General features: G+C 45.0%; 26 protein-coding genes and 1 pseudogene. 17 read left to right on the top strand and 10 right to left on the bottom strand.

From position 1 onward, the window contains the following. Positions 1-150: 150 nt before the first annotated feature. Both JNUCC21_RS21150 and JNUCC21_RS21145 read left to right on the top strand, forming a co-directional pair. Positions 151-1,041: a LysR family transcriptional regulator gene (locus tag JNUCC21_RS21150; RefSeq protein ID WP_052828053.1), complete on the top strand. Its 891-nt coding sequence runs from the start codon at positions 151-153 to the stop codon at positions 1,039-1,041. Then, on the top strand, positions 1,042-2,244 hold the full coding sequence (locus JNUCC21_RS21145; protein WP_043020846.1) for an MFS transporter: 1,203 nt from the start codon (positions 1,042-1,044) through the stop codon (positions 2,242-2,244). Between the two features lie 18 nt (positions 2,245-2,262). On the opposite strand, the gene JNUCC21_RS21140 is transcribed toward JNUCC21_RS21145, so the two are convergent. Next, positions 2,263-2,841 carry a LysE family translocator gene (locus tag JNUCC21_RS21140; RefSeq protein ID WP_012118916.1) on the bottom strand — a complete coding sequence of 193 codons (579 nt, stop codon included), beginning with the start codon at positions 2,839-2,841 and terminating at the stop codon, positions 2,263-2,265. A 126-nt stretch (positions 2,842-2,967) separates the two neighbouring features. Here JNUCC21_RS21140 and JNUCC21_RS21135 point away from each other — a divergent pair, with 126 nt between their 5' ends. The 3 genes from JNUCC21_RS21135 to JNUCC21_RS21125 all read left to right on the top strand — a co-directional run bounded on the left by JNUCC21_RS21135 (position 2,968) and on the right by JNUCC21_RS21125 (position 5,795). Continuing rightward, entirely contained in the window at positions 2,968-3,846 is an 879-nt protein-coding gene (locus tag JNUCC21_RS21135) for a LysR family transcriptional regulator (RefSeq protein WP_043020847.1), read from the top strand. 171 nt (positions 3,847-4,017) lie between these two features. Beyond that, entirely contained in the window at positions 4,018-5,235 is a 1,218-nt protein-coding gene (locus JNUCC21_RS21130) for an MFS transporter (RefSeq protein ID WP_069006968.1), read from the top strand. 50 nt (positions 5,236-5,285) lie between these two features. Then, positions 5,286-5,795, top strand: a complete 510-nt coding sequence (locus JNUCC21_RS21125; protein WP_012118912.1) for a DinB family protein — start codon at positions 5,286-5,288, stop codon at positions 5,793-5,795. Between the two features lie 77 nt (positions 5,796-5,872). On the opposite strand, the gene JNUCC21_RS21120 is transcribed toward JNUCC21_RS21125, so the two are convergent. The 5 genes from JNUCC21_RS21120 to JNUCC21_RS21100 form a co-directional block, all read right to left on the bottom strand. Then, positions 5,873-6,535 carry a GntR family transcriptional regulator gene (locus JNUCC21_RS21120; protein WP_069006969.1) on the bottom strand — a complete coding sequence of 221 codons (663 nt, stop codon included), beginning with the start codon at positions 6,533-6,535 and terminating at the stop codon, positions 5,873-5,875. 79 nt (positions 6,536-6,614) lie between these two features. Beyond that, positions 6,615-8,171: a glycoside hydrolase family 32 protein gene (locus JNUCC21_RS21115; protein WP_123912822.1), complete on the bottom strand. Its 1,557-nt coding sequence runs from the start codon at positions 8,169-8,171 to the stop codon at positions 6,615-6,617. Positions 8,172-8,232: 61 nt separating this feature from the next. Continuing rightward, entirely contained in the window at positions 8,233-9,654 is a 1,422-nt protein-coding gene (locus JNUCC21_RS21110) for a glycoside hydrolase family 68 protein (RefSeq protein WP_039063877.1), read from the bottom strand. A gap of 346 nt (positions 9,655-10,000) precedes the next feature. Next, entirely contained in the window at positions 10,001-10,918 is a 918-nt protein-coding gene (locus tag JNUCC21_RS21105; protein WP_318526402.1) for an EamA family transporter, read from the bottom strand. 189 nt (positions 10,919-11,107) lie between these two features. Next, positions 11,108-12,037: a manganese-dependent inorganic pyrophosphatase gene (locus JNUCC21_RS21100; protein ID WP_004393053.1), complete on the bottom strand. Its 930-nt coding sequence runs from the start codon at positions 12,035-12,037 to the stop codon at positions 11,108-11,110. A 206-nt stretch (positions 12,038-12,243) separates the two neighbouring features. Here JNUCC21_RS21100 and JNUCC21_RS21095 point away from each other — a divergent pair, with 206 nt between their 5' ends. Continuing rightward, positions 12,244-12,615, top strand: a complete 372-nt coding sequence (locus JNUCC21_RS21095) for a helix-turn-helix domain-containing protein (protein WP_072589779.1) — start codon at positions 12,244-12,246, stop codon at positions 12,613-12,615. A gap of 36 nt (positions 12,616-12,651) precedes the next feature. Here JNUCC21_RS21095 and JNUCC21_RS21090 read toward each other — a convergent pair whose 3' ends face one another. Next, complete coding sequence (locus tag JNUCC21_RS21090; protein ID WP_007407913.1) at positions 12,652-13,137, bottom strand: spore coat protein; 486 nt, start codon at positions 13,135-13,137, stop codon at positions 12,652-12,654. Positions 13,138-13,270: 133 nt separating this feature from the next. Between JNUCC21_RS21090 and JNUCC21_RS21085 the strand changes: the two genes are divergently transcribed. The 10 genes from JNUCC21_RS21085 to JNUCC21_RS21040 all read left to right on the top strand — a co-directional run bounded on the left by JNUCC21_RS21085 (position 13,271) and on the right by JNUCC21_RS21040 (position 23,379). Next, positions 13,271-13,423, top strand: coding sequence for a hypothetical protein (locus JNUCC21_RS21085; RefSeq protein WP_004393059.1), 153 nt, complete (start codon positions 13,271-13,273; stop codon positions 13,421-13,423). A gap of 244 nt (positions 13,424-13,667) precedes the next feature. Then, entirely contained in the window at positions 13,668-14,603 is a 936-nt protein-coding gene (locus JNUCC21_RS21080; protein WP_369878472.1) for a YybS family protein, read from the top strand. Between the two features lie 30 nt (positions 14,604-14,633). Then, complete coding sequence (locus tag JNUCC21_RS21075; protein WP_007407911.1) at positions 14,634-16,613, top strand: DHH family phosphoesterase; 1,980 nt, start codon at positions 14,634-14,636, stop codon at positions 16,611-16,613. Further along, a complete protein-coding gene (gene rplI, locus JNUCC21_RS21070; RefSeq protein WP_004393063.1) occupies positions 16,610-17,059 on the top strand; it encodes a 50S ribosomal protein L9 in 450 nt (149 codons plus the stop codon). Before JNUCC21_RS21075 ends, rplI begins: the two co-directional genes overlap by 4 nt. Positions 17,060-17,065: 6 nt before the next feature. Then, entirely contained in the window at positions 17,066-17,764 is a 699-nt protein-coding gene (locus JNUCC21_RS21065) for a kinase (RefSeq protein WP_079891037.1), read from the top strand. An 87-nt stretch (positions 17,765-17,851) separates the two neighbouring features. Further along, a complete protein-coding gene (locus tag JNUCC21_RS21060) occupies positions 17,852-18,508 on the top strand; it encodes a PIG-L deacetylase family protein (protein WP_023357224.1) in 657 nt (218 codons plus the stop codon). Next, positions 18,505-19,839 (top strand): glycosyltransferase family 4 protein, encoded by a 1,335-nt coding sequence (locus JNUCC21_RS21055; RefSeq protein WP_072589778.1) that lies wholly within the window; start codon positions 18,505-18,507, stop codon positions 19,837-19,839. Before JNUCC21_RS21060 ends, JNUCC21_RS21055 begins: the two co-directional genes overlap by 4 nt. Then, positions 19,829-21,016 carry a carbamoyl-phosphate synthase gene (locus JNUCC21_RS21050; RefSeq protein ID WP_369878471.1) on the top strand — a complete coding sequence of 396 codons (1,188 nt, stop codon included), beginning with the start codon at positions 19,829-19,831 and terminating at the stop codon, positions 21,014-21,016. Before JNUCC21_RS21055 ends, JNUCC21_RS21050 begins: the two co-directional genes overlap by 11 nt. Further along, the gene (locus JNUCC21_RS21045) at positions 21,009-22,064 is read left to right on the top strand and encodes a phosphotransferase (RefSeq protein ID WP_072589777.1); all 1,056 of its coding nucleotides are present in this window, start codon (positions 21,009-21,011) and stop codon (positions 22,062-22,064) included. The genes JNUCC21_RS21050 and JNUCC21_RS21045 overlap by 8 nt, the downstream gene beginning before the upstream one ends. A 22-nt stretch (positions 22,065-22,086) precedes the next feature. Next, on the top strand, positions 22,087-23,379 hold the full coding sequence (locus JNUCC21_RS21040; protein WP_072589776.1) for a glycosyltransferase family 4 protein: 1,293 nt from the start codon (positions 22,087-22,089) through the stop codon (positions 23,377-23,379). Between the two features lie 79 nt (positions 23,380-23,458). Here the strand turns inward: JNUCC21_RS21040 and JNUCC21_RS21035 are convergent. Continuing rightward, positions 23,459-23,707 (bottom strand): annotated as a pseudogene (locus JNUCC21_RS21035) (hypothetical protein); the annotation flags it as partial. An 88-nt stretch (positions 23,708-23,795) separates the two neighbouring features. Further along, positions 23,796-23,939 (bottom strand): YycC family protein, encoded by a 144-nt coding sequence (locus JNUCC21_RS21030; RefSeq protein WP_014306172.1) that lies wholly within the window; start codon positions 23,937-23,939, stop codon positions 23,796-23,798. A 118-nt stretch (positions 23,940-24,057) separates the two neighbouring features. Between JNUCC21_RS21030 and JNUCC21_RS21025 the strand changes: the two genes are divergently transcribed. Further along, positions 24,058-24,267, top strand: a complete 210-nt coding sequence (locus JNUCC21_RS21025) for a hypothetical protein (protein WP_015418617.1) — start codon at positions 24,058-24,060, stop codon at positions 24,265-24,267. A gap of 30 nt (positions 24,268-24,297) precedes the next feature. Here JNUCC21_RS21025 and JNUCC21_RS21020 read toward each other — a convergent pair whose 3' ends face one another. Next, positions 24,298-24,495 (bottom strand): DUF2188 domain-containing protein, encoded by a 198-nt coding sequence (locus JNUCC21_RS21020; protein ID WP_015418616.1) that lies wholly within the window; start codon positions 24,493-24,495, stop codon positions 24,298-24,300. Between the last annotated feature and the right edge of the window lie 160 nt (positions 24,496-24,655).

Genomic DNA, 24,655 nt, shown 5'->3' with positions numbered 1-24,655 from the left:
AAAGAGGGCTTCCGGAAAGGAAGCCCTCTTTTTTTATTCTGTTTTGAAAATCATTCCTTATATGCATCAGTTTCATGCAAACTAACAATTAGAAGTTATAGATCGGGTAACGTATGATAAGTGAAAATAACAAATCAGCGGAGGCAATCAATGGATTGGCATCAGATTAATTATTTTCAGACAGTGGCGCAAGTGCAGCATATTACACAGGCAGCAAAACAGCTGTCCATATCTCAGCCCGCTCTCAGCCGTTCGATTTCAAAGCTTGAAGACGAGCTGGGCGTTCAGCTTTTTGATCGCAAAGGCAGGAATATTTATTTGAATCGGTACGGGAAAATGTTTTTGCATCGTGTGGAACAATCTATCAGACAAATTGAAATCGGTAAACAGGAAGTGTGGAATGAAATACATCCCAACAGCGGCACAATTTTATTGTCTTTTTTGCCGTCGCTTGGCATGAGTATGGTTCCGGATGTGATCAGCTCGTTTCAACACATGTATCCTCATGTCAATTTTCAGTTGACCCAAGCATCAAATCAGCAGATTATCGAGCAATTAACGTCAAGAGAAGTGGACATCGCATTGACTTCGCTTCGTGATGAAAACGATGAGGTGATCTGCCAGCCGCTTTTAACAGAAGAGTTATATTTAGCCGTTTCTGCTGAACATCCGCTCGCCTCATATGATGAAATTGATTTGAAAATGGCGGAGCATGAACCGTTTATCTCTTTTAAAGATACAAATGTTCTTCACGGCATGATTAAAGAGTTGTGTGAAAAAGCGGGATTTTCACCGGATGTCGTATTTGAGGGAGAAGATATTGTGACAGCTTCCGGGTTAGTCGGCGCTAAACTGGGGGTGTCTCTTATCCCTGACTTGCACGTTTTTGATAAAACAAAGGTCAAACTTCTCAGTGTCACCAATCCGATCTGTGAAAGAGAGATTGGTTTGGCTTGGAGGAAAGACGGCTATTTATCGCCGGCAGCGGAGAATTTTATAGCGTTTATTCAAACCCGGCTTAACAGAAAAGGGGGAAGATAAATGACTCACATCCGCCGCGGCACACTTCAATTCAAAAAGGTAAACTTCGCTTTGTTTGCTGGCGGATTTTGCACGTTTGCCATCCTTTGGGGAACGCAGCCGCTGCTGCCTGATATCGCAAACGATTTTCACCTGTCACCGGCGGTTTCAAGCTTAAGCCAATCAGCGGCAACGATTGCTTTAGCCATCAGTCTGGTATTCGCCGGTTTTTTATCAGAAATGTACGGGCGGAAGCAGATAATGGGCGTGTCATTATTTGCTGCATCCATCCTAGCCGTTCTCACAGGGTTTGTTTCGGACTTTCAGCTGCTCGTCGTTTGCAGGGCGCTGCAGGGAGCCGCATTAGCGGGGCTTCCCGCCGCGGCAATGGCTTATTTAGCTGAAGAAATCGAGCCGGACAGCTTGGGAATGGCAATGGGGCTTTATATCAGCGGAAATTCGATTGGCGGCATGACGGGACGCATCATCAGCGGCTTTCTGACGGATTCCTTCAGCTGGCATACGGCTTTGCTGACGATCGGCCTCATCAGTTTGCTGGCAAGTATTATCTTCTGGACGATCCTTCCTGCCTCTTCTCATTTTACGCCCCGGACATATAAAAGAAACGACATTTTCACCTCATTTTACCGTCAATACAGGACGCCCGGTTTCGGCTGCCTTTTGATCATCGGTTTTTTATTGGAAGCCGGCTTTGTATCTTTATATAACTATATCGGTTTTCAATTGATGAAGCCGCCTTATTCACTAAGCCAAACGGCAGTCGGATTTATTTTTCTCGTATACCTTGTCGGAACGTTCAGTTCAACGTGGATGGGCATGTTAGCAGACAAATACGGCAAAAGAAAAATCCTGCCATTCTCATTGGTGATTGTCATGATTGGTGTCTGCATTACTTTATCTGCTGATATAGGGATCATGATTTTAGGAGTTGCGATTTTCACATTCGGCTTTTTTGCGGGCCATTCGATCTCCAGCAGCTGGGTTGGCGAACTGGCCGTCCGCGATAAGGCACAGGCCGCGGCCTTATATTTGTTTTCCTATTATGTGGGAGGGAGCATTGGGGGGACTGCAAGCGGTGCTTTCTATCACCAATTCGGCTGGGGCGGCATTGCCGTCATGATTACGGCGCTTTCTGCCGTTTCAGCAGCCGTTTCAGTCTGGCTGGGATTATTGACGAAACGAAAAAAAGATAAACACCAATAGGCGTTTATCTTTTTTGAATTACAGATAAATGCTTACCGCAGAATAGATGAGCAGCAGACACATCACGATGCGAAACGCTTTATCGTGTTTCTCAAAGAGATGTTTAAAAACAGAGCCGAACGCCGACCACAGCAGTAAAGCCGCCCAGCCCAGGAGAATAGCCGACGCGAGCCAGAACGCAATCAATGGATACGTGTGCTGAAATGGCAATATAAAAGCGCTCATTAAGGTTAAAAAGAATAAAATACTCTTTATATTGATCATTTGAAACAGAAATCCCGATAGAAAAGACGATCGGGTTTTTTCAGAATCGCCTTTTGATGTTTTGGGCAGCGAAATCTGCCAAGCCAAATAGAGCAAATAGACGGCTCCGGCAATTTTAAAGTAAGGTTCCACGACGGGAATCCAATGATAGACACTCATGGTAAACAGACCGCTGAGAATGCCGAGCACTGCAAATCCCGTCAGGATTCCGCCGTTAAAACGCCATGAACCGATAAAGCCGGCTCTGCGCGCTTCATTCATCATTAAAATATTGCTCGGCCCGGGCGTAATAGATGTCATCAGGACATAAGAAAGAAAAGCTATGATACTCATTAAATCACCTTCATTTGCTAATGTGATGGAACCGTTTTTTATTGTATGATAAGAATAGGTATAAATAAAATTGAAAAATAAAATCGCATTATTGATTTTTTCGATACATCTTAGAGGTGAATTCATATGGAGATCAGACATCTTATTACATTTCAGGCCATTGTAGATAAGGGAAGCTATACAGGGGCCGCGGCGAAGCTGGGATACACGCAGTCGACGATTACGACTCATATTCAGGCGCTTGAACAGGAGATCGGCGGCGCATTATTTACGTACGAAAAAAGGCGTCTGAAACTGACGCCTTTAGGGAGAGAGCTGATACCGTTAGCCGAGGATTTACTTTCCGCCCATGACAAGATCAAAAATATGCAAAGCATTCACGAGGTGAAGGGCGTTTTAAAAATTGCGGCGCCGGAGTCTTTGACCATTTCCAGACTGGGGCCGATTATCAGAGAATATTCCATGAAGTATCCGAACGTCAATATCATATTGAGCAACGGAACATGCGGGCAGAATCAGGTGGAATTAGTAAGCGGCCGTGTGGATATTGCATTTATGGTGTATCCGGAGATACAAATGGAAAAATGCATACATCATTCTTTATTGGAGGAACGCATCGTCCTCGTGGCGGGCAATGACGCACCGGAACATTTTGACGACTATCAACAAAGCGGCAAGCACTTTTTTATTACAAATGAAGAAGGATGCAGCTATCGGACTATGTTTGAACGATTTCTCGTCAAACATGATATCAGTCATTTACAAACAATGGAACTGTGGAGTATAGAGGCCATTAAGCAGACGGTGATGAGCGGACTCGGTTTCTCCGTTTTACCTTATATTACGGTAAAAGAAGAGGTAAAAGCGGGGAAGCTGAAAATTCTTCAGCAGTCTGAGCCGTTCGAGCGGCTTTATTCTCATATGCTGGTCAAAAAGAAAAAATGGCAGCTTCCAGCCGCTGAAGCTTTTGTGTCGCTTGTTCTTGAGTCGTTTGGTGATAAATAATGTTTAGGTTAATTTGAAAGCCGATGCCTGCGCGCATCGGCTTTTGTTTTTGTCCGGAATCTTAATGACATTTTCGATGTCAGCCAGCTTTGACTCCATACCTACCTTTTTTTAAAAAAAGAGAGCTGATCAGCAAATATGGTATGATTTACATAATCAGGGAGTGAGAAGATGAATATGAAGAGGGCATATTACACTATTTTATACAGCCAGACCGCTATCAACTTGGGGTTCTCACTTTATACGATGGCCGTCATCTTGTTTTTGTTTACAAAAACCGGTTCGACGGCGATGGCCTCTCTTATGACGTTCGTCAGCATTGTATGTCGCGTATTGGGCAGCGCCGTTTTGCCGCTGGTCACCGGCCGGTTCACGCTTCGGTCTTTGTTAATCAGTTCTCAATTGATACAGATCACACTGTTAGTCTGTTTGTTTTTTGTCATTCAAACCGGTTCATCCGCATTCTTTTTTCTGATGTTTTGTCTGATCGGAGGCATTTCTTTTTGCAACGGATGGTTTGCTCCGATTAAAAGCGCGCTGGTTGGGGAAATCATTCCTCCCGATCGAAGGGCGAAAGCGAACGGTTTATTATCTGCGGCGGATCAGACCGTTCAGTTTGCGGGGTGGTCTCTGGGCGGCGTCATCATAGCGTTCTTGGGAGAGAGCGATACAATGATCGTTACTGTCATGTTATTGGTTTCTTCGGTTTTGGGCATCATTCTGTTTCTTCAAGTACGCATGTGTGCGCCGGCAGCAGTCAGGGAACGTTCCCTTTTTGCAGATGCGGCAAGCGGCTGGGTGTATTTATTTCGGCAAAAGCAGCTGAGGGTTCTCATTGTGATGGATGTGATCGAATCGTGGGCAGGCATGATATGGATCGGGTCTGTGTCCTTGACTTATGTGCATGACGTCCTTCATAAAGGAGAGGCTTGGTGGGGGTATGTCAACGGAGTCTATTATGCAGGGACGATGATCGGCGGACTGATCATCTATAAGTTATCCGGTCAGTTTCAGCATCATCTCATTCCGCTTATGCTGACGGGAGCCTTGGCATATGGAATGTTCACGTTTATTTATGGGTTGATCACAAGCGCCGTTACGGCCCTTTTTCTGGTGCTGTGTATGGGGCCGGCTTGTGTATTACGAGATCTCACGCAGGAAACATTGCTTCAAAACATCACGACCGAAAAGACACGGGTCAATATATTAGCGGCGAGATCAGCTTTGGTTCAGTTTATTTTTATGTTTTCCATTATCGGAACGGGGGTCATCTCGGATGTATTCGGCGTGCGGTTTATTTATATTGGCGCAGGCCTCCTCTTATTAATTTCGGCTTTTATCGGATTTTCTCAGCTGCGAATGAAGAAGATGGTACAAAGCCGCATGTAGTGTAGTATAATGAGGAACGTACGTTCTATATCGAGAGAGGAGAGGGTAATGTGGGACATCTGGCACTGCAATTGTATGATTATCATCTTTGGGCAAATCAGCAAATATTCACCCGGCTTAAAGAGCTTCCGGAGGATGTGTACCGTAAGGAGATTCAAAGTGTCTTTCCGTCGATAGCCGGTGTATTGACTCATGTGTATCTGTCGGATAAGGGGTGGTTTGATGTGTTCTCCGGAGAGCGTCTGGAGGATACGCTGAAATCAGCTGAACAGCAAAAAGAGGACATCTTGTCTAAAGAGATAGAAGAGCTGGAAGATATGTTTTTGGAATTATCAGACCGATATCAATTATTTTTGCAAAAGGAAGAAAATATCAGTCTCCCCCTTGAAATAGAGCATCCGTCAGGTGACATCATGAAAACCGCAGCGGCCGATATGATCCTCCATGTTGTGAACCACGGAACGTATCATCGCGGGAATATAACAGCCATGCTCAGACAGATGGGGTATGCTTCTGTGCCGACGGATTACGGTATGTATTTATATATAAACAAAAAGTAAACAAGACAGCCAACGCGGCTGTCTTGTGATATCCGTAAAACAGCCAAATCATATGAGTGATTTGGCTGTTTCGTTTGCTATGCCATGTTCTGCAGCCGTTCTAAACTTTTTTTCCAATTCGCTTCAAGCGCTGTAAAAGCAGCGGCGGCATCTTGCTGTTCTAATGCGTGAATGATATCAGAGTGTTCATTATATGATCTGTTTAAAGCGCCGTTTTCACTGAAATAGCGGATTTCCATTCTCTGAATTTTGACTTTCAGGCTTACTAGCAATTTGTGAAGTTCGGCGTTGTCCGCAAGCAGAATGATGCGATGGTGAAATGCATTGTCCGCTTCCAGGATGGCCAGTTTATCGCCGTCTTTCATTGTTTGAAGAAGATTTTCATTCAGCTGTTTCAATTCCTGAATCACGGCATCGTCCACATGCGGGAGAGCTTGCTGCAATGCGAGTTTTTCAAGCGTCCAGACGATGGAATACAAGTTTTCCGCTTCTTTTAACTCAATCGGAGCGACAAGCGTCCATCTGTTCGCTTTTGTTATCACCAAGCCGTCATCTTCCAGCCGCAATAAGGCTTCCCGTATCGGGGTGCGGCTGATTCCCAATGTTTCCGACAAATCCTTGTCCTTTAACTTTGTTTCCGGTTTGAGCTTGCCCGTTATGATCCAGTTTCTGAGTGTGCGATACACTTCGTCCCGCATGATGGTTCTTTTCAGCACAGGTTCTTTGTTTTGATTATCCAATGGAACACCTCATGAATCGTAGTATACATATTTGCATTTTACCACAGTCCGGGCGCTGGTTAGAAATGAAGAGGAACGTCTAAGAATGAATCGAACCGAGATGCTTCATCTCAATATGCTGAAAGTCAGCGGAGCCGCCTTCAGAAAAGAGCGTGATTCCCTGATCTTCGTGTTTTGGGAACACTTCATTTGTCAAAACGGTTTTTCCGTCGTCTGCAAATACTTCAATACTTGTTTTATCCACGAGAATTTTCAGATGGACGCGCCCTTTGTTTCCGTCAAATGGGGCTTTGCTTTCGGCGTATGCACCGGTTTTATCAGGCTGGTCTGTAAACGATCTGTTCACATAGGCATAGCCGTCTTCTGCCGAAATACCGACATCGATATGCCGACTTTGGTCTGCTGATTCTCTGAGTCTGACACCTGCATTTTTGATATCTGACCAAGCGATATCCATATCAAGCTGATATGTATCACCTTTGATCGGCAGTGTCTCTGAACCGTTCACCTGTTTGTGTTCTATGCTGTCAGTTGAAGAGGTTAATTGGTTCAATGCTTCAACCGGCTCTGACACTAGGCTGTATGTGCCGCCGTCCTGCTGCTGAAGGCGGATTTCACGGACGATAGAATCCGTGCCGTTAAAGCCGTTTTTTAGTGTCGGTGTTTCATTCGGATAATCCCAATTGTTCATCCATGCCAGCGCATAGCGTTTTGTCAGAGGATCTTCGCTATTACCGTCCTCAAATGTGACGCCGCCGTACCAGTCAAAGCCGTAATCGAGCCATTGCGGTTCTTCTTGATCGGCGGTAAATTCCTTCCCGTCAAAGTTTCCGGTCCAATACGCGTACGTATTCGGTTTGCCTGCGGGTTTGCCGTTTGCGCTTGCGCCCAGAACCCACTTGGCTGTTCCGTCATCTGCACGCATCATATAAAGGTCGGGGCATTCGACGAGGCCGATCTGCTGAGTGATAAAACCGCCCGTGTATTTCCAATTTTTTAAATCGGGTGATTCATAAAAACCGATTTTTTCGCCTTCGGCCATGGCCATCACCCATTTGTCATCCTGTTCATCCCAGATCACTTTCGGGTCCCGGAAATCCTTAGTTCCCGGATTTTTCATCACGGGCTGATCACTATAGGAAGTAAACGTTTTTCCTTTGTCCGTGCTGTACCATAAATATTGTTCCTGGGCTTTTGTTTTAGCTGTCGGCTGCGTTGTGACGGCGACCAGCGCGTTTTTGCCGAAGCCCGCGGTGTTGTGTTTATCAATGACGACAGAACCGGACCATATATCGCCGTTTTCGTTGGTGTATTTCGGAATAGCCGTGCCTTCGTCCGTCCAGTGCACCAAGTCCTCTGATACGGCGTGCCGCCATTCTGTGCCGTTGCCGTTCGGGTAATCCCGATTATAAAGATAGTAGTAATGATATTTCCCCTCGAAAAAAATGGGCTTTTGAGGGTCGTTTTTCCATTTGTCCGGGGTCGTAAAATGATACGCCGCACGGTAATCTTTCTTATGCTCCGTGTTTGTGTCAGAGGAATTGTGGCTTTTGTTCGGCAGTAAGCCGACAAACAGGAACGCACCCAAAAAGATCAATATTACAACGGGCCATTTTCGTGCCATGATTGAGTTCACCATCTTGTTGAGAAATAAAAGAAAATGCCAATGAAGTATCGGCATTTTCTTTTTGTTGTTATTAGTTGTTAACCGTAAGCTGTCCTTGTTCAAGGATGCTGTTTTTAACAACGGATGTTTTCTTGCCTTTGATGTTCATTAAGAAGCTTGGCGCAAATGTTGCCTTTTTATCCTCAAAGAAGCCTCTGTTTGTCATGTAGCTTGTGATCACGACATTGTTGCCTTTGGCTTGCGGCACTGCGAAGTGAGAGTAAGTGAACGTTACATCGTTAGGATCAAGACCCATTTGCAGTACAAGACCAGTTTTGTTCAGCGGCTTGTAAGGACCTGTTAAAGAGTTTGATACATAACCAAGCATGTAGATATCGTTGGAGTTAATACCGTCGATCGTCATTTTTGAACCGCGTGAATCAGTGAACAGGTACCATTTGCCGTTCATTTTGAAAACATTCGCGCGCTCGATTTCATCAGTTACCGTGTTTGAAGTGATCAGCGGCTTCATGACTTTTTTCAATGTGTAGTCATTGTTTAATTCTACGATACCGAGGGCGCCGTTCGCTAATTCAGCATCGCGTTTTTTAGCACTTTGCTGAAGCTTCTGACTTTCTTTACGGAAGAAGTTTGTGCTGCCGCCGTAGTACGCTTTGTTAAATAAAGATTCTTCGCCTTGGTATCCGTTATCTGTTCCAGTGTTGGCTTCGAATACAAGGTATTTATGGCCTTTGTCTTCAACGTAGTGAGGGTCTCTCAGCGTATGGTTGTCGCCGGATGTATAGTTCCCTTCATCGATAAACTGCTGAACGTTTTGATATGTTTTTCCGTCACCGTCAAAAATCGTTTTATGATCTTCCACTCCGTTGATCTTGAGCGTGTCATCAGATTTTGACACATTTACCTGCGCCGTTGTCAGGCTTTGTTTGCCGTAATGTGTACCGGAAAAGTCAGTGTAGAATAAACGGATTTTTCCGTCAGATGTAAAGGTTGCAGAACCGGACCATTCTTGTGTCTGTTCTTTCAGGATTTCATCGTTGGCGTCGAACTTATCGCTGTCTTTAAAGACACGGCCCGCGTTTTTCCAGCTGTCGATCGAGTTGTCGCCGACTTTTTGATAAAACATGTAGATGGATGTGTCATCAGCGTCTTTCGGGCTTCCGGCAAGAGCAAACACGACGTGATAGCCGTTGTATTCAGCTACTGTTCCGTCAGCGTTTTGGAGCGGCCAGCTGTCCCACACATCCAGTCCTTTTGCGGACTCGATATTTTTAATTGTTGATTGGTCGAATTGAGGCACTTGGTATTTTTCACTTTGCTGCTGTTTAGGGATCTGCAGCATATCATGGCGTGTGATGTGAGAGACGCCGTACGTTTCTTTGTAAGGTTTTTGGGTATTTTCTTTCGCGAAGGCTTGAGTCGCTCCCCCTGCCAGAAGTGCAGTCGTAAAAGTTAGAACTGTGGCTCGTTTTGCAAATTTTTTGATGTTCATGTTCATGTCTCCTTTTGTATGTACCTTTTTTGCGATCTGCCGATTCGATCCTCCTGCATTCATGGATGGCAGGTTTGTTACAGAAAAAAAGACCTAAAATATGTATGGGGTGACGCCAAAGAATACACTTTGCCCTTAACACATTTTAGGTCTTGCCTGCTTTATCAGTAACAATCCTGCATGATTTACTTGTCGACATCATTCTATTAGACTCTGATTCTATTGACAACTGGTCTATTTTCCTCTTTTGGATGATAGTAAAATGAAAAAAGGCCTTTTAATATATGGGTAATTGAGACTAAGGGGTGCTCTGGGCCTAGGAAAAAACCTCTCTAAAAAAGAGAGGTTATTTTTTCTTGATAGATAATAAAGCGATGGTAGCTAAAATCAGCAAAGTACCCAGCCATTCTGATATTCCGAAGGGAACATGCAGCCAGATCACAGCTAAAAAAGCTGCCGACAGCGGCTCTGCACAGGCGAGCAGGCTGGTTTCAGAGGCACTCAGATATTTCAGGCTTTCCAAGTAGCAATAAAAAGCGATGAGCGTTCCGAAAATGATGATAAACACGATCGCGGCATATGCAGGAAAGGACCACTCGCCTTCAAATGTCCAGGGCGGGCGGATCAAGCTGAGGGCGGCTCCGCCGATCAGCATGCCCCATCCGACAATTATGGCGGATCCCCATTTCCTCAGCAGACGATGCGGCTGAAGGGTGTAAAACGCCAGTGCAAACGCCGAACTGATGCCCCAAAAGACGGCCAGACCGGATATGGACAGGCTTCCGACATTCCCGTGCGTGACCAAAATGAATGTGCCGGCAACCGCCAATAAGACGGCGAGCAGCTCTTTTGCTGAAGGAATTCTCTTTGCGCGAATCGCTAAAAAGCATGTAATGATCGCCGGCCCTAAATACTGAAGAACGGTAGCAGTTGCCGCGTTGCCGTACTCAATTGCCGCGAAGTAGGTGTATTGAACGCCTAACATTCCGAAAATCCCGAATAAAAGAAGGGGAATTCTGTCCCGTCTGTCTTTCCAAACAGCCCATATCCGTCCTTTTTCTTTGCGGTACGCGATGCCGAGCAGAAGCGCCCCTGACGCCAGAAGGCGCACCGAAGTCAGCCATTCTGTATTAAAATGGCGGTGCTGGAACAGATACTGGGCAACCGTTCCCGAGACCCCCCATAAGATAGCTCCTGTCAGCACAAGCCAAATGCCTGTTGTTCGTGAATAAGAAAGAGCAGCGTGTTTTTCCAGGATAGACACCCCCGATTCTGATGTTGTGATGCTAACTTACAATAATTAGGAAATCGAACGTCTTCCATGTGATATATTATATATTGTATATTTTATATTAAATTCCGTCAAAATAATTTTCGGAGAAAGCGCTTACGAAACGCCGTCTGATGATTGAGCAATAAAAAAACACCCCGGCTGGTTTCCGGGGTGTGTTGGTTATTCTGCAATCGCGTCTGTTAAAACAGGAACGACTTGTTTCTTTCTGGATACGACGCCTTTTAAAAGAGCCGTGTTGTTTTCTAAAGTCACGTTGAATGCTTTTTCCACTTTTGACGCTTGATCACCGATGGCAAGCGCAAGGGAATCGTTTTCCAGAATATCCGTAATCACGAGAAGGAACAGGTCAAGGTTCTTCTCAGCAATTACTTTTGAAAGAGCCGCTTCTAATTCCGGCTGCCGCTTTTTAACATCTTCAATATCAACTGTGTTGACTTGGGCGATTTCGACTTTTTTGCTGCCGAGCGTGAACTCTTTCGCATCAAGAGAAATCAGTTCTTCCACAGTTTTTTTGCTTAAGTCGGCGCCCGCTTTCAGCATGTTTAAGCCGTACTCTTCCGCATCTACGCCGGCAATTTCAGCAAGCTCTTTTGCCGCTGCGATATCTTGCTCCGTGCAAGTCGGAGATTTAAATAACAGAGAGTCGGAAATGATTGCTGACAGCATGAGGCCCGCAATTTCTTTCTCGATTTTCACGTTATTTTCTTTGTACATTTTGTTTAAGATCGTAGCCGTACAGCCGACCGGCTCAGCACGGTAGTAAAGAGGTTCCGCTGTTTCGAAGTTGGCGATACGGTGGTGGTCGATAACTTCAAGAACCTGAACGTCTTCGATATCCTTGATGCTTTGCTGGCGTTCATTATGGTCAACAAGGATGACGCCGTTTACTTCGTTTGCGGCTGTTTCCACCAAACGCGGGCTTTCCTGCTTGAAATAATCAAGCGCGTATTGTGTTTCGCCGTTGACTTGTCCGAGGCGGACGGGCTCAGCATTGAAGCCGAGTTTATTTTTTAGATCAGCGTAGGCAATGGCAGAGCAAATGGTATCTGTGTCTGGGTTTTGATGTCCGAAAATAAGAATTTTTTCCATAATAACTCCTTGTCCTTTTTTGTAGTGTAAACAATCTTTTTATAGTTTAACACGTCTTGAGGAGGGTGTAATCTTCAAAACCTTAAAAATTGATGTGAAAAAGAAGCATTTTTGTTGAGAGGTGGAGAGGATTGCGAGTAAAATACTGGGTAAGTCAGATGCTAATCAGCATATAGTATCAAAAAAGGTACTATGGAGGATGAAAAATGAACATATATCCGAATAAAGAAGGTTGTCCGGTTGAACTGACGCTTTCCGTTATCGGCGGAAAGTGGAAGGGTATTTTGTTTTATCATATGATCGGCGGAAAGAAGCGGTTTAATGAGTTTCGGCGCATTTGCCCCAGCATTACGCAGCGTATGCTGACGCTTCAGCTTCGCGAGCTTGAGGCGGACGGCATCGTGCATCGCGAGGTATATCAGCAGGTGCCTCCAAAGGTGGAGTATTCTCTTACCGAATTCGGCAGGTCGCTGGAACCGATCGTTTTGCAAATGAAGAAATGGGGAGATGCCAACAGGGAGTTTCTCGAGGTATACCGGGAAAAAACGTCTCCTCAAGATCAGTCCGCTCAAAAATAAGAAGCAGCAAAGGATTAAATTCCTTGCTGCTTTTTTTTATTTCATCGCGATGGCCTTTCTGGCGTTGCGCACGTCATTCTTCAGCAATTCGCTCAAGTTGTAAGCCGGATATTGACCGCGTTCTTCCATATACTCAAAGACCATTTGATGCCACTTGATGGCCGCGTTTAAGTGCTTGACGAAGACGTGTCTTAATTGAGGTGTGGCCGTCTCTGTAATGGCTCCGGCATAATTGCGGACAGATGTTTTGGCCAGGATCAGCAGGCCGCCGCTGTAAAAGGAGGAATCAGCGCGCTCTTCTGTTTCATCCTCACGAAAGGCGGGAGCTTCAGGGAAGAAAGGAAGCAGTTCACGCAGATTTTGTTCCAGCGAATGGATGGAAAATCTGTAGAGCTGTTTTAATCTGGCATCGCTTACGTCCCGCTCTGTTCTTTTTAATTTCACAAGTCCGTTTGCCTGGAAAGCTACTAACTCATGCAGTTCTAACGTTTCATGCCATGCTAATGTTCTCCGCTCAGTCATGGTGTAAGAATCTCCTTTATCCTTCATTTTCACTTTCAGCATATGCCCCGGTCCCGATGTTGTTCCTGATGTTTTGAAGTTTCCAGAAAGGGAAACTCAATGTAAAGGAAATACGAAATAGAGGTGAAACTATATGTGGGACATGATAAAGAACTTCTTCCTTTTCAGCAGCGGGGTTTTGCAGGCGACCACTCTCTTACTTATCGTTATCGTCTTGTTATATGTACGAAAAACCAAAAAGAAAAACAGAGATACTTCTGGTTTCATGGATGATCAGGATCACTGATACAACGGGCATTCTTTCACTGGGATGTCCGTTTGTCTGTTTTCATGTTTCACATGGAACATTGCGGCTGTCCGCGCTCATTTTACTTGCGATTTCGACTTATGTTAAAATATATACGTGTATTTTGGAGAGTTTATGGAAAATTCAGGTCCTGAAAGAGACATTGCGGCGTCAAAAGAGCAGTCGTCTAAGCTGCTCTTTTCTATTCGTATGGTTCGAATGATACAAGGTTTGAGGTGAGTAAGTGAAAAATACAAGGGCTCTAATAGAAGGCGCCATTTTGATCAGTATTTTTGCAATCATTTCCCTTTTGGTCGTGTACCTCCCTTTACTGGGGGCAATTCTTCTCTTTGCTTTGCCGCTGCCGATCATTCTTTACACCATTCGGCATGGTCTGAAGCCCGGGGTATGGATGGGGCTTGCCAGCCTTCCTGTCAGCTTTATTGTAAGTTCGTTTACCGGGCTTACAGGCGCTTTTACGGCGGCCTGTACGGGAATCGCCATGGGATATTATTTTAAAAAGAAACAGCCCGGCTATGCGGTTGTTGCCGGCGCTATGGCGTATGTGCTGTGCGGCGTCGTTTTTTTTGTGGTCAGCATCGTGTTTCTTAATATGAATGTGGTTGATACCACCATGTCCCAGCTTCGGGAGTCGCTGTCTGTGGCTGATACCATGTCAAAGCAGCTCGGTTATGGAGACCAGTTCGGGAAGCAGATCAAGCTGATGGAAAGTCAGCTGAGCACGGTTCAATATCTTTTTCCGACAGTGCTCGTATTGACCGGCATCGTTTTTTCTTTCCTCAGTTATGCTATGGCAAGGCCGCTTTTACGGCGATTTTCCCCTGATCTTCCGAAGATGAAGCCTTTTAGAGAGCTCAAACTCCCGCAAAGCGTTGTCATTCTGTATTTTATTGTGACGATATTAGGGTTTCTGCCTTTAGAAAAAGGGCATATGCTGTATTCGGTTTCATTGAATGGGGGATTTATTCTCAGCTTGCTGATTTGTATTCAAGGATTAGCGTTTATTTTTTTCTATTGCCGCGAAATGGAGATGCCGAAAGCCGTTCCTGTATTAGCAATTGTGCTGGGGGTGCTTTTTCCGCTCATCTTGTCCGTGTATCTCCTCTTAGGCATCATTGACATAGGCTTTAACATAAGAAATAAGGTGACGCGAAATTGAGTGTGACTTACAGGTGGGGAGTTGATAGAAATGCCTAGTTTTTATGAAAAACCGTTGTTTCGGTATCCCATCTATGCATTGATTGCATTGTCAATCATCATAATTCTCATCAGCATTTACTTTAACTGGCTGATAGGAGCCATCGGCGTTGTGCTGCTCGCCGTGATCTTGTTTTTCATTAAGCGTGCGGATTCTCTGATCAGAAAAGAAATTGACGATTATATCTCCACGTTATCGTATAGATTGAAAAAAGTGGGCGAAGAGGCATTAATGGAAATGCCTATCGGAATTATGCTGTTTAATGATCAATATTACATTGAGTGGGCGAATCCGTTTTTGTCTTCCTGTTTTAATGAAAGCACGCTCGTCGGACGCTCGCTGTATGACACATGCGAGGCCGTCGTGCCGCTGATCAAGCAGGAGGTTGATTCGGAAACGATCACCTTGAATGAGCGGAAGTTTAAAGTAGTGATTAAAAGAGATGAGCGCCTGCTTTATTTCTTTGATGTGACAGAACAGATTCAGATTGAAAAGCAGTACGAAAATGAGAGAACCGTGCTGGCATATATCTTCTTAGATAACTATGATGACGTCACACAGGGGCTGGATGACCAAACGAGAAGCACGATGAACAGCCAGGTCACCTCATTATTAAATGCGTGGGCGCAGGAGTACGGCATTTTCCTGAAACGGACGTCCTCGGAGCGGTTTATCGCGGTGTTAAATGAACACATTTTAACGGAGCTTGAAAACGCGAAATTTTCGATTTTGGATGAAATCCGAGAAAAAACATCCGTTCACACTGTATCTTTGACCCTCAGCATCGGGATCGGCGCATCGGTTTCTTCCTTGAAGGAGCTTGGAGATCTGGCGCAGTCCAGCCTCGATTTGGCTCTCGGCCGCGGAGGCGACCAAGTGGCGATCAAAATGCCGAACGGCAAGGTGAAATTTTACGGCGGCAAAACAAATCCGATGGAGAAGCGCACAAGGGTGCGCGCCCGGGTGATTTCTCACGCGCTCAAGGAAATTGTCTCAGAAAGCAGCAATGTCATTATTATGGGGCACAAATTTCCTGATATGGACGCAGTCGGAGCCGCAATCGGAATATTGAAGGTGGCGCAGGCCAACGGCAAAGAAGGCTACATCGTCATTGATCCGAACCAGATCGGATCAAGCGTTCAGCGTCTGATTGAAGAAATTAAAAAATATGAAGAGCTGTGGTCGCGGTTCATCACGCCGGAAGAGGCGATGGAAATTTCAAATGACGACACGCTGCTTGTCGTCGTTGATACACATAAACCATCCCTTGTGATGGAAGAGCGTCTCGTGAACAAAATCGAGCACATCGTTGTGATTGACCACCACCGCAGAGGCGAGGAATTTATTAAAGACCCGCTGCTCGTTTATATGGAGCCATATGCTTCATCCACCGCAGAACTCGTGACGGAGCTGCTTGAATACCAGCCGAAGCGGCTCAAAATCAATATGATTGAAGCGACGGCCCTGTTAGCTGGTATAATAGTGGATACGAAGAGTTTTTCCCTTCGCACGGGCTCGCGGACGTTCGACGCCGCTTCTTATTTGAGAGCGAAAGGCGCAGATACGGTTCTGGTGCAGAAAGTTCTCAAAGAATCGGTCGGTTCTTATATCAAGCGGGCGAAGCTGATCCAGCATACGTCTCTTTATAAAGAACATATCGCGATTGCTTCTCTTCCTGAGAACGAAGAGGAGTACTTTGACCAGGTGCTGATTGCGCAGGCGGCTGATTCCCTCTTATCGATGAGTGAAGTGGAAGCTTCATTTGCGGTAGCCAGACGGGATGAGCATACGGTGTGCATCAGTGCGAGATCGCTGGGCGAGGTCAATGTGCAGATTATTATGGAGGCGCTGGATGGCGGAGGGCATTTAACCAATGCGGCAACCCAGTTATCGGGCATTTCTGTCTCAGAAGCGCTCGTCCGGCTGAAGGAAGCCATTGATGAATATTTTGAGGGAGGCGTTCAGAGATGAAGGTTATTTTCTTACAAGATGTAAAAGGTAAAGGAAAAAAAGGCGAAATGAAAAACGTAGCAGACGGTTATGCACATAACTTTCTCATTAAAAAAGGCCTCGCTGTCGAAGCAAATGCGACAAACATCAGCGCATTGAAAGGACAGAAAGAAAAAGAGAAAAAAGAAGCGATTGCCGAGCTTGAAAGAGCCAAAGATTTGAAAGAAACGCTTGAACAGCTGACTGTTGAGCTGAGTGCCAAATCCGGTGAAGGCGGCCGTCTATTCGGATCTGTCACAAGCAAACAGATTGCAGAAGCGCTGCAAAAAACGCATAAGATTAAAGTGGATAAACGGAAACTGGAGCTCCAAGACGGTATCCGCACACTGGGATATACAAACGTTCCTGTAAAGCTGCACCCTGAAGTTCAGGCTGTGCTGAAGGTTCACGTAAAAGAAGAAGCGTAAAATACAATGAAAAACCCGCCGATCCGGCGGGTTTTTTTCATGTCAGCAGACGGCGCAGCGCAAGAAAATGATGAGATTGTTTCATTTCCGATCGTTACCAGATTGCATATTATATTACATCATAACGAAGGATGTGTCGGTATGAAACGATTTTTTTCTGAAACATATTTTAATAATCCGGAGAATAAAAAGGCGCTGGAGCACTATCCGCTGATCGGTGACGGAAAAGACGGGGAAGTCTATCGTTTAACACACAACAAATGCGTAAAGTACTTCTTTGAAAAAGAGACATGCAAGAAGGAGTTGGCAGCTTTAAAGACCGGACAAGGTTCCCCGGTGATTCCAAGACTGTATGAATACGGAGATCGTTATATTGTGATGGAATATGTCCAAGGCACCTCTCTTGCCCGCCATATCAAACAAGAAAAATCCCTGTCCGTCAAACTGACTGCTGATATTTTAAATATGCTGGATGAATTAAAGAAAATCGGTTTTACCAGATGGGATGCCGAAATCAGGCACATTCTGATCAATGAATACGGCAATCTTAAAGTCATCGACCATAAAAGAGCTTTTTCCGCCATTACCCGGTTTCCCGTAAAACTATTAAAAGGACTGGACAAATACGGCTTGGCGGATGAGTTTTTGAACACTATAAAAAAATTAAATCCGTCACGTTACCTGGAATGGCAGCCGCACATGTAAGTTTCTGAAAATCCGCACATGTAAGTTTCCTTTTTTTAGGGTCGTCATATGATATTTGTAACATTTGTTTGGTGGAGTGTGGAAAAAATGGCAGAATACATTATGGTTATCGGCGCTCATCCCGATGATGAACTATTGGGATCAGCGGGCACCATAAAACGGCTGATCAATGAAGGATATAAAGTGATTTCCGTTATTACGGCATTAGGAAGAAAAGAAGAAGCTCATCATATTAAACAATTAGGCGAACGCGCGAATCAAGAGCTTGGAATTGAGAAAGTCATCTTTTTGGAGCACACGAATTTAGAGCTGGAATGTATCCCTCTTCATAAGCTTGTCAAAGAATTAGAGCAGCTCATTCGCGTCTATCAGCCTGATAAAATCTTTACACATCATTACGGCGATATCAATATGGACCACCAGAGAACATTCCAAGCAGTTTTAACAGCCGCCAGGCCGCTTCCGAATCAAAAGCCTATCGAACTGCTTACGTTTGAAACGCTATCTTCAAGCGAGTGGGAGAGAAATACGGCTGATAAACTCTTCAAGCCCAATTACTTCGTCAATATCACAGACACAATGGATGCCAAACTCGCGGCGCTTCACCACTATGACGTAGAAATGAGGGATTACCCTCATCCCCGTTCATATGAAGGCGTAAAACATTTAGGAAAAGTCAGAGGGATGACGGCGGGTGTGGAATACGCTGAAGCTTTTGAAATCGTGCGGAGGATCTGGAAATGAACAAGACATTTTCCGTCCCCTATCCGTATATGATCCAGACGCTTGACCGCTACTACGGGGTCAAAACGCGCCTGCAAAAACAGAAAGCCATAAAGACACAGATGAAACATGCAGATCAAATTCCGCCGGTATACAGGAAAAAAAAGAAGTTATCCATTTTGATTGCCACGTTTTGGGACTACCCGCACACGGGCGGTTTATCAAACTATATTAAAACGCTTAGTGAAGGCCTGAAAAAGAGAGGTCATAAGGTGGATGTCATATCCCCTAATCTGTTTCCGTCCGCACAGGTAAAAGAACTGCGGGCGGCTGTTGTTCCGAAATTAAAAGATTTCTTTAAAGACAGATATGGGGATTATAACGATCATATTTTGAAAAATAATCGGCTGATGTTTATATACGAGCAAATGCTTCAAAAGATTCATTTGGAAAGATATGATGTGTTCCACGCTCAAGATTTATTTACAGCCAATATGTTAGGCAGGTTCAATCAAATCTATAAAAAACCTTTGTTTTTCACACCGCATGGCATGTTTACTTTCAACAGACTTAAATTTCACATCTTTAAAAAAGGCTCGGTAGAAGAGATTTATTATAAAACATTAGAGATGAAAGCCATTGAATACGCAGATCGCCTGATTATTATCAGCGATACGTTCCGCAGCCCGCTCATGAAGCTCGGAGCCGAACAGGAAGACATGACAACGGTGATCACAGGAATCGATTACGATGCAAAAACAGGCGGGAAAAGAAAAACCCCGGTACCGAAAAATAAGATCATCATCTCGTGTATTGCAAGATTAGGCCCGAGAAAAGGTCACAAATATTTACTGGACGCCCTTTCGAGAATTCCATCTGATGTACTTGAGCATGTTGAAGTGCTGATCGCGGGCGACGGAGAGATGAGGAGCGCCTTAGAGGAACAGGCTCGAAAACTGAATCTATCTATGGTTTCCTTTTTAGGAAAAAGAGATGATGTTCCCGCTATTTTGAATATGACGGACATATTCGTACTGCCGACCATTAATGATAGTCTGCCTATTTCGATTATTGAAGCGATGTTCAGCGGCTCGGCTGTCATCGCGACCGATTGCGGGGGTATTCCGGATCTGATCCGCCATAACAAAACGGGGCTTATTGTCGAGCCGGGAAATGTAAAGGTTCTTGCCCGGGCTTTAGCGTTTTTTATCACTAACAAATCTGCGCGGAAGATAGCTGCTTCAAACGCAAAGGCCTACGCGGAGAAATATTTAAGCAGTGAGACGATGATAAAAAATATCGAATCGATTTATCAAAATACCAACAGCTCGGAGGGAGATCATGAAACATGAACATGCAGCCGTTGTACTTGATTTCAGTGCAAACGGGATTGGGATCATTCGCAGCCTGGCCCGAAGAGGAATCGATGTTTACGCGTTTGACACGGAGGGACCTTATCGTATCGGAAAATCAAGATTGGCAGATTGCGGGATATGTCCCAGCCCTTTAACACAAGAGGAAGAACTGCTGACATTTCTGACTGATTTTGGGAAGAGATTCCAAGCAAAGCCGGTTCTGTACGCAGGATCTGATGATTATGCGGGATTTATATCTAAATTCCGCGAGACATTAGCCGGTTTTTTTTTATTTTTGCTCCCGAGCCGCTCTCTGTTAGAAACGGTCTTAGATAAAAGCAAAGCATATGAATTAGCGGTCAAGCATAACATCCCCTGCCCGAAAACCTTTTTTCCGAACAATCAGGATGAGCTGGAAGAGGCCATCGCCAATATTGACTTCCCGTGTATTTTAAAACCGGTGGCCGGCCATGAATACAGAAAAAAAGTAAACAAAAAAGCAATTGTAATGAAGGATGCCGCACAATTGCGCAAGGAGTTCAGCTCCTACAGAGAAAATGGAGAACTGCTCGTGCAGGAGATCATCCCCGGAGACAACCAGTGTTTTTATAAAGTCGCCACTTTTTATGATGACCAAATGAAATTAATGGGCCTATTCTCTCTGCAAAAGAACCATCAATTCCCTGCAGATTTTGGCGCGGGGGCCCACGTCGTCAGCAAACGGCTTCCTGATTTAATCGAGAAGACCCTGCCGTTTTTTGAAGCGATTCAGCTGAAGGGAGTAGGCATGGCGGAATTTAAAAAGGATCCCCGGGACAATGTTTACAAGTTTATCGAAATTAATCCGCGCTTTTGGCTCAGCCATAGCCTGACAGAACCGGCAGGCGTTCATTTCGTTTACATGTACTATCTGTATTTGACCGGACAACATGTGAAGCCCCAGCTCGAACAAAAAGACGGAATCAACTGGATTTATGAGGTGCGTTATTTCTTAACGTTTTTGAAGAAACGAAAAAGAGGAGAAATGACGTTCCGGGATTTTTGGAAAGGGTGTAAAGGAAAAAAAGAGTATGCTCTTTTTGCTTGGAATGACCCGATGCCATTTATCAGAAACACTTGGTCTCATCTCAAAAACAGCTGGAAACGGAAGCGGAAGGAAGATCGGCATGTATGAAAAGGAGATTTTGTATGGCGCATTTCAAAAACTGAGAATTGACGAAAAACTGTCGTATTCGTTCGGTGAAAGGGCTGCGGTGAATCCGGATGACATCACATGCCTGAAATCGACGGACAGAAGCGCCATTTATAAACTGTTTGTAAAGAAAAAATCCGGCACTGTTCCGCTGATATTGAAGGTATATAAATCTTCCCGTGAAAAAAACAAGGTCGAGATTAATATATACGGGAAAGCCCGTTCTGTTTTAGGGGATTTGCTGCCGGATATCTATCTTATAGAAGAAAGTGACCATGAAACGTGGATATTTATGGAGTTTGTCAGCCAGATCAGGGGACAGCTTACATTTCACCCGAAGCATTTCAAGTATATTATTCCGTCTGTCGCAGAATTGCACAGCCGCACCTTTGAAAACAAGAATATTTTTGACGGTAAATGGCGGTCGTGGCTGCCGGTATATGGATCGGAAACCATGAGAAAAGGGCGTAAAAAGCAGATCAAAAAGACAGCGGAATTATTGGATAGGGCTCTTAAAGATGAGCGCACAAAAGATATCGTGAAGCCTCATTATCGGCAAATCACAAACTTGCTTGAGCAGGAGGAGCCGGATTTTTTCCCTGAATTGATACAAAACGGCTCAGCCATCACACACGGTGATCTTCATATGCAGAATATCTGCACCCACGATGCGTCCGGACATGAACCGTGGAATATTCAATTCATCGATTGGGAATCCGCAAAATACGCGCCGGTTTGGTTTGATATGACGGTGCTGGTTGAAATTCTGCTTGGCTTCAGAAAAGATTGGAGCCGGCACGCAGAAGATATTCGGACGTATTGCGTAAAAGTGTATACGAAAGAAATGAAAAAGCGGGGCATTCATTTTCAGACCCCTCCTATGACGCTTTATAAAATGGCTTATTTGCAGAGAACACTTGAGAAAGGGCTTCATACCCAATTGCGGAGAATCTTCGACAATCGGGGAGGGGAACTGCTGCCGTATCATGTTGACAAAGTGTCAAAATGGGGACGGGAATTAGGATTATAAGTTTGAGAGAGGGGGAGCGGATTTGAAAGAAGAGATCGGCAAGCCGAACGGTCTGGTGCCTCCAGCCTTATTGCGCGTCATGGATCAATTTTACGGGATCGAACATCAAAGTGAGCCAGAGATGCTGTATTCGTTCTGTGCGGAAGGAAAAAGCTCCCCCAAACGAAAAAAGCCATTGCGTATTCTGTACGCAACCTTTCTCCGTTACCCGAATGTCGGAGGGTTGGCGAGTTATATCACGTCAATTAAGACGGGTTTTGAGCGCATCGGTCATCAGGCGGATGTCATCTCGCCGCTTCAAATGCCGCCATCTTTTTTTCAGGAAGATATCCCGCGGGCCGCTGACGAGATCAGAGCGTTTCTTGTTGGCAGATACGGCGCCGCAAACGAAAAGTTTGTGAAGAATCTCAGCTATTTACATGTCTTTCAAAGATTTTTGAAGGAGAAAGACTTAGAACAATATGACCTGTTTCACGCGCAGGATTTATTTGCGGTATTTTTGCTGGGATACCTTAATCAAACGTACCAGCGTCCTCTTTTTTTCACGCCGCACGGACATTTTACGAAAAGCCGGATGAAGTTTCATAAAATCCAAAAGGGTTCAATAGAAGAGGCATATTTCAGTGAAATAGAAAGGCAGGGTATTCGGGCTTCGGATAAAATCATTACAATCAGCGACTCCTTTCACGAGCCCTTGCTGGAGTACGGAGCGAAGGAGGCTCAGCTGACGACTGTTCATACCGGCATTGACATTCAGGATGCCCCTGAGTCAAAACGTGCTGAAAAGCTCGTGATTGCGTGCGTTTCCCGTCTGACCGAGCGAAAAGGACATGATGTGCTGCTGGACGCTCTCGCCCGCATCCGGCACCATTTATCCGGAGTTGATATATGGATCATCGGAGACGGAAACATGAGAGGGTTTCTGGAAGAGAAGAGACGGAAACTGGGCCTCTCAAATGTGTTTTTCCTCGGAAAACGACGTGATGTGCCGGCGCTTTTGGCTGAATCATCTATATTTGTCCTGCCGACATTGAATGATAATTTCCCTATAGCGATCATCGAAGCGATGTTCTCAGGTCAAGCCATTGTCGCAACTGACTGCGGAGGAATCCCTGAGATGATCCGGCATGAGGCCACAGGGCTTATTTGTCAGCCCGGCAACAGCCGCGAACTTGCTGATGCTCTCGTAATGCTGATTACGGATCAGTCTCTCAGGGAACGGCTTGGAAAAGAAGCGCGCTCCTATGCCGGCCGGCATCTGCGTCAGGAACTGATGGTTTCAAAAATAGAAAGTATTTATCAATCATTTTTCTGAATGATACCGGCGCCGCATGGCAGGTGCTTCAAGAGCAAAATAAAGAGGCCGGCGTTTAACTATCCAGCCTCTTTCCGAACTATTTTTTCATCTCATACAGAGTCTGCTGACTTTGTCCGCCCGGGCCGCCCGTCATTCCTTGCCGGGCTGAGCTTGTTTTTCCGGTGCTGTATTGGTCAGCTGAGATTTTTGTGCCGTTCTTTTTCATCCATGAGACAAGCTTTGTGTTGCCTGAATTGTTTCCGGATAATAAGAAATATTTCACTTTTCCTTCGTCAACAAGTTTTTTCAGCTGTGAGACGGTTAAAATCGGATCGGTTCCGTTCAAAGAATGTTTTACCAAAATTTTCTCCGCGAAAAAAGAGGCGGAAAGCCATCGCTTCCGCCTCCCGCACATATATATGAGAGAGCAGCCTTTATTTGTGATCGTTCTCTTTTTGGATTTCAGCTAATTTGGCAAGCAGAATGTGCTGAGGCATGTGCATGATTCTCTCAAGCGGCATATTCAGTGATTCTGCGAGTTTTTGCGCCGTTTCGGCGGAAATTTGCAGCGGTTTCATGTGATCACTCCTTCCGTTTCTTTATTGTACTAAAATCAGAAATCTATCGTAAGAGGATATGACAAAGGAATGGAGGTTTGAAAAGCGGGGCTTTATAACAGAATGGGGGAGGTTTTTTATGCAATCGCCATTGATGTTATTACAGCTGAAGCTGGCTGATTATCAGAAAAAAGCCGCAGAACTGCGGACAATTGACGAATTTATCATACTGAAACAGACATTGCAGGACATGATGAAAGTATTCGCCGCCTGTGAAGAATGGGAGCTGTATCAAAAAACGGCCGATCTCATGGCGCAGACGGTGCTGCACATCCGTTTCATCGAATAAGAAAAGCCCTCGCTCGGGCGAAGGCTTTTCTTAAAAGGACCGTTCTTCTTCAATGTTTTTATGCTGATCATAAATGACAAGCTTAGACGGGCTGTTCTCTTTAGCCGTCTGCTCCGCTTTCTCGATCGCCGCGTCCTTTGATGTATAAAGAGCCGTCGGCGCCACATTTTCCACCTTCACAAACCATCCGTCCGCATCAACATTGGGTGTTACTGCATATGTTTTCATCCTTCTTACCTCCTGGTTTCGATTTATTTATTTGTTTCCCAGCATTCGGAATGGTGAAACACGCAGCCGCTGTTTGACAAATACAGGGAAAGTGATGTTTTTCTATTCTTTTTCTTGAGAAATGGTAAAATGGAGTTTGGATATTTTTTAAGGAGAGGAC

It is taken from the genome of Bacillus sp. JNUCC-21 (assembly GCF_041222765.1).
GTDB classification, from domain to species: Bacteria; Bacillota; Bacilli; order Bacillales; family Bacillaceae; genus Bacillus; species Bacillus velezensis.
This window is presented reverse-complemented; position numbering and strand designations above follow the sequence as displayed.

Coding starts and splice junctions, on each gene's coding strand:
- JNUCC21_RS21150 (WP_052828053.1), top strand. CDS start 151: ATGGATTGGCATCAGATTAATTATTTTCAGACAGTGGCGCAAGTGCAG.
- JNUCC21_RS21145 (WP_043020846.1), top strand. CDS start 1,042: ATGACTCACATCCGCCGCGGCACACTTCAATTCAAAAAGGTAAACTTC.
- JNUCC21_RS21140 (WP_012118916.1), bottom strand. CDS start 2,841: ATGAGTATCATAGCTTTTCTTTCTTATGTCCTGATGACATCTATTACG.
- JNUCC21_RS21135 (WP_043020847.1), top strand. CDS start 2,968: ATGGAGATCAGACATCTTATTACATTTCAGGCCATTGTAGATAAGGGA.
- JNUCC21_RS21130 (WP_069006968.1), top strand. CDS start 4,018: ATGAATATGAAGAGGGCATATTACACTATTTTATACAGCCAGACCGCT.
- JNUCC21_RS21110 (WP_039063877.1), bottom strand. CDS start 9,654: ATGAACATCAAAAAATTTGCAAAACGAGCCACAGTTCTAACTTTTACG.
- JNUCC21_RS21100 (WP_004393053.1), bottom strand. CDS start 12,037: ATGGAAAAAATTCTTATTTTCGGACATCAAAACCCAGACACAGATACC.
- JNUCC21_RS21095 (WP_072589779.1), top strand. CDS start 12,244: ATGAACATATATCCGAATAAAGAAGGTTGTCCGGTTGAACTGACGCTT.
- JNUCC21_RS21090 (WP_007407913.1), bottom strand. CDS start 13,137: ATGACTGAGCGGAGAACATTAGCATGGCATGAAACGTTAGAACTGCAT.
- JNUCC21_RS21085 (WP_004393059.1), top strand. CDS start 13,271: ATGTGGGACATGATAAAGAACTTCTTCCTTTTCAGCAGCGGGGTTTTG.
- JNUCC21_RS21075 (WP_007407911.1), top strand. CDS start 14,634: ATGCCTAGTTTTTATGAAAAACCGTTGTTTCGGTATCCCATCTATGCA.
- rplI (WP_004393063.1), top strand. CDS start 16,610: ATGAAGGTTATTTTCTTACAAGATGTAAAAGGTAAAGGAAAAAAAGGC.
- JNUCC21_RS21065 (WP_079891037.1), top strand. CDS start 17,066: ATGAAAAACCCGCCGATCCGGCGGGTTTTTTTCATGTCAGCAGACGGC.
- JNUCC21_RS21060 (WP_023357224.1), top strand. CDS start 17,852: ATGGCAGAATACATTATGGTTATCGGCGCTCATCCCGATGATGAACTA.
- JNUCC21_RS21055 (WP_072589778.1), top strand. CDS start 18,505: ATGAACAAGACATTTTCCGTCCCCTATCCGTATATGATCCAGACGCTT.
- JNUCC21_RS21050 (WP_369878471.1), top strand. CDS start 19,829: ATGAAACATGAACATGCAGCCGTTGTACTTGATTTCAGTGCAAACGGG.
- JNUCC21_RS21045 (WP_072589777.1), top strand. CDS start 21,009: ATGTATGAAAAGGAGATTTTGTATGGCGCATTTCAAAAACTGAGAATT.
- JNUCC21_RS21030 (WP_014306172.1), bottom strand. CDS start 23,939: ATGAAACCGCTGCAAATTTCCGCCGAAACGGCGCAAAAACTCGCAGAA.
- JNUCC21_RS21025 (WP_015418617.1), top strand. CDS start 24,058: ATGCAATCGCCATTGATGTTATTACAGCTGAAGCTGGCTGATTATCAG.
- JNUCC21_RS21020 (WP_015418616.1), bottom strand. CDS start 24,495: ATGAAAACATATGCAGTAACACCCAATGTTGATGCGGACGGATGGTTT.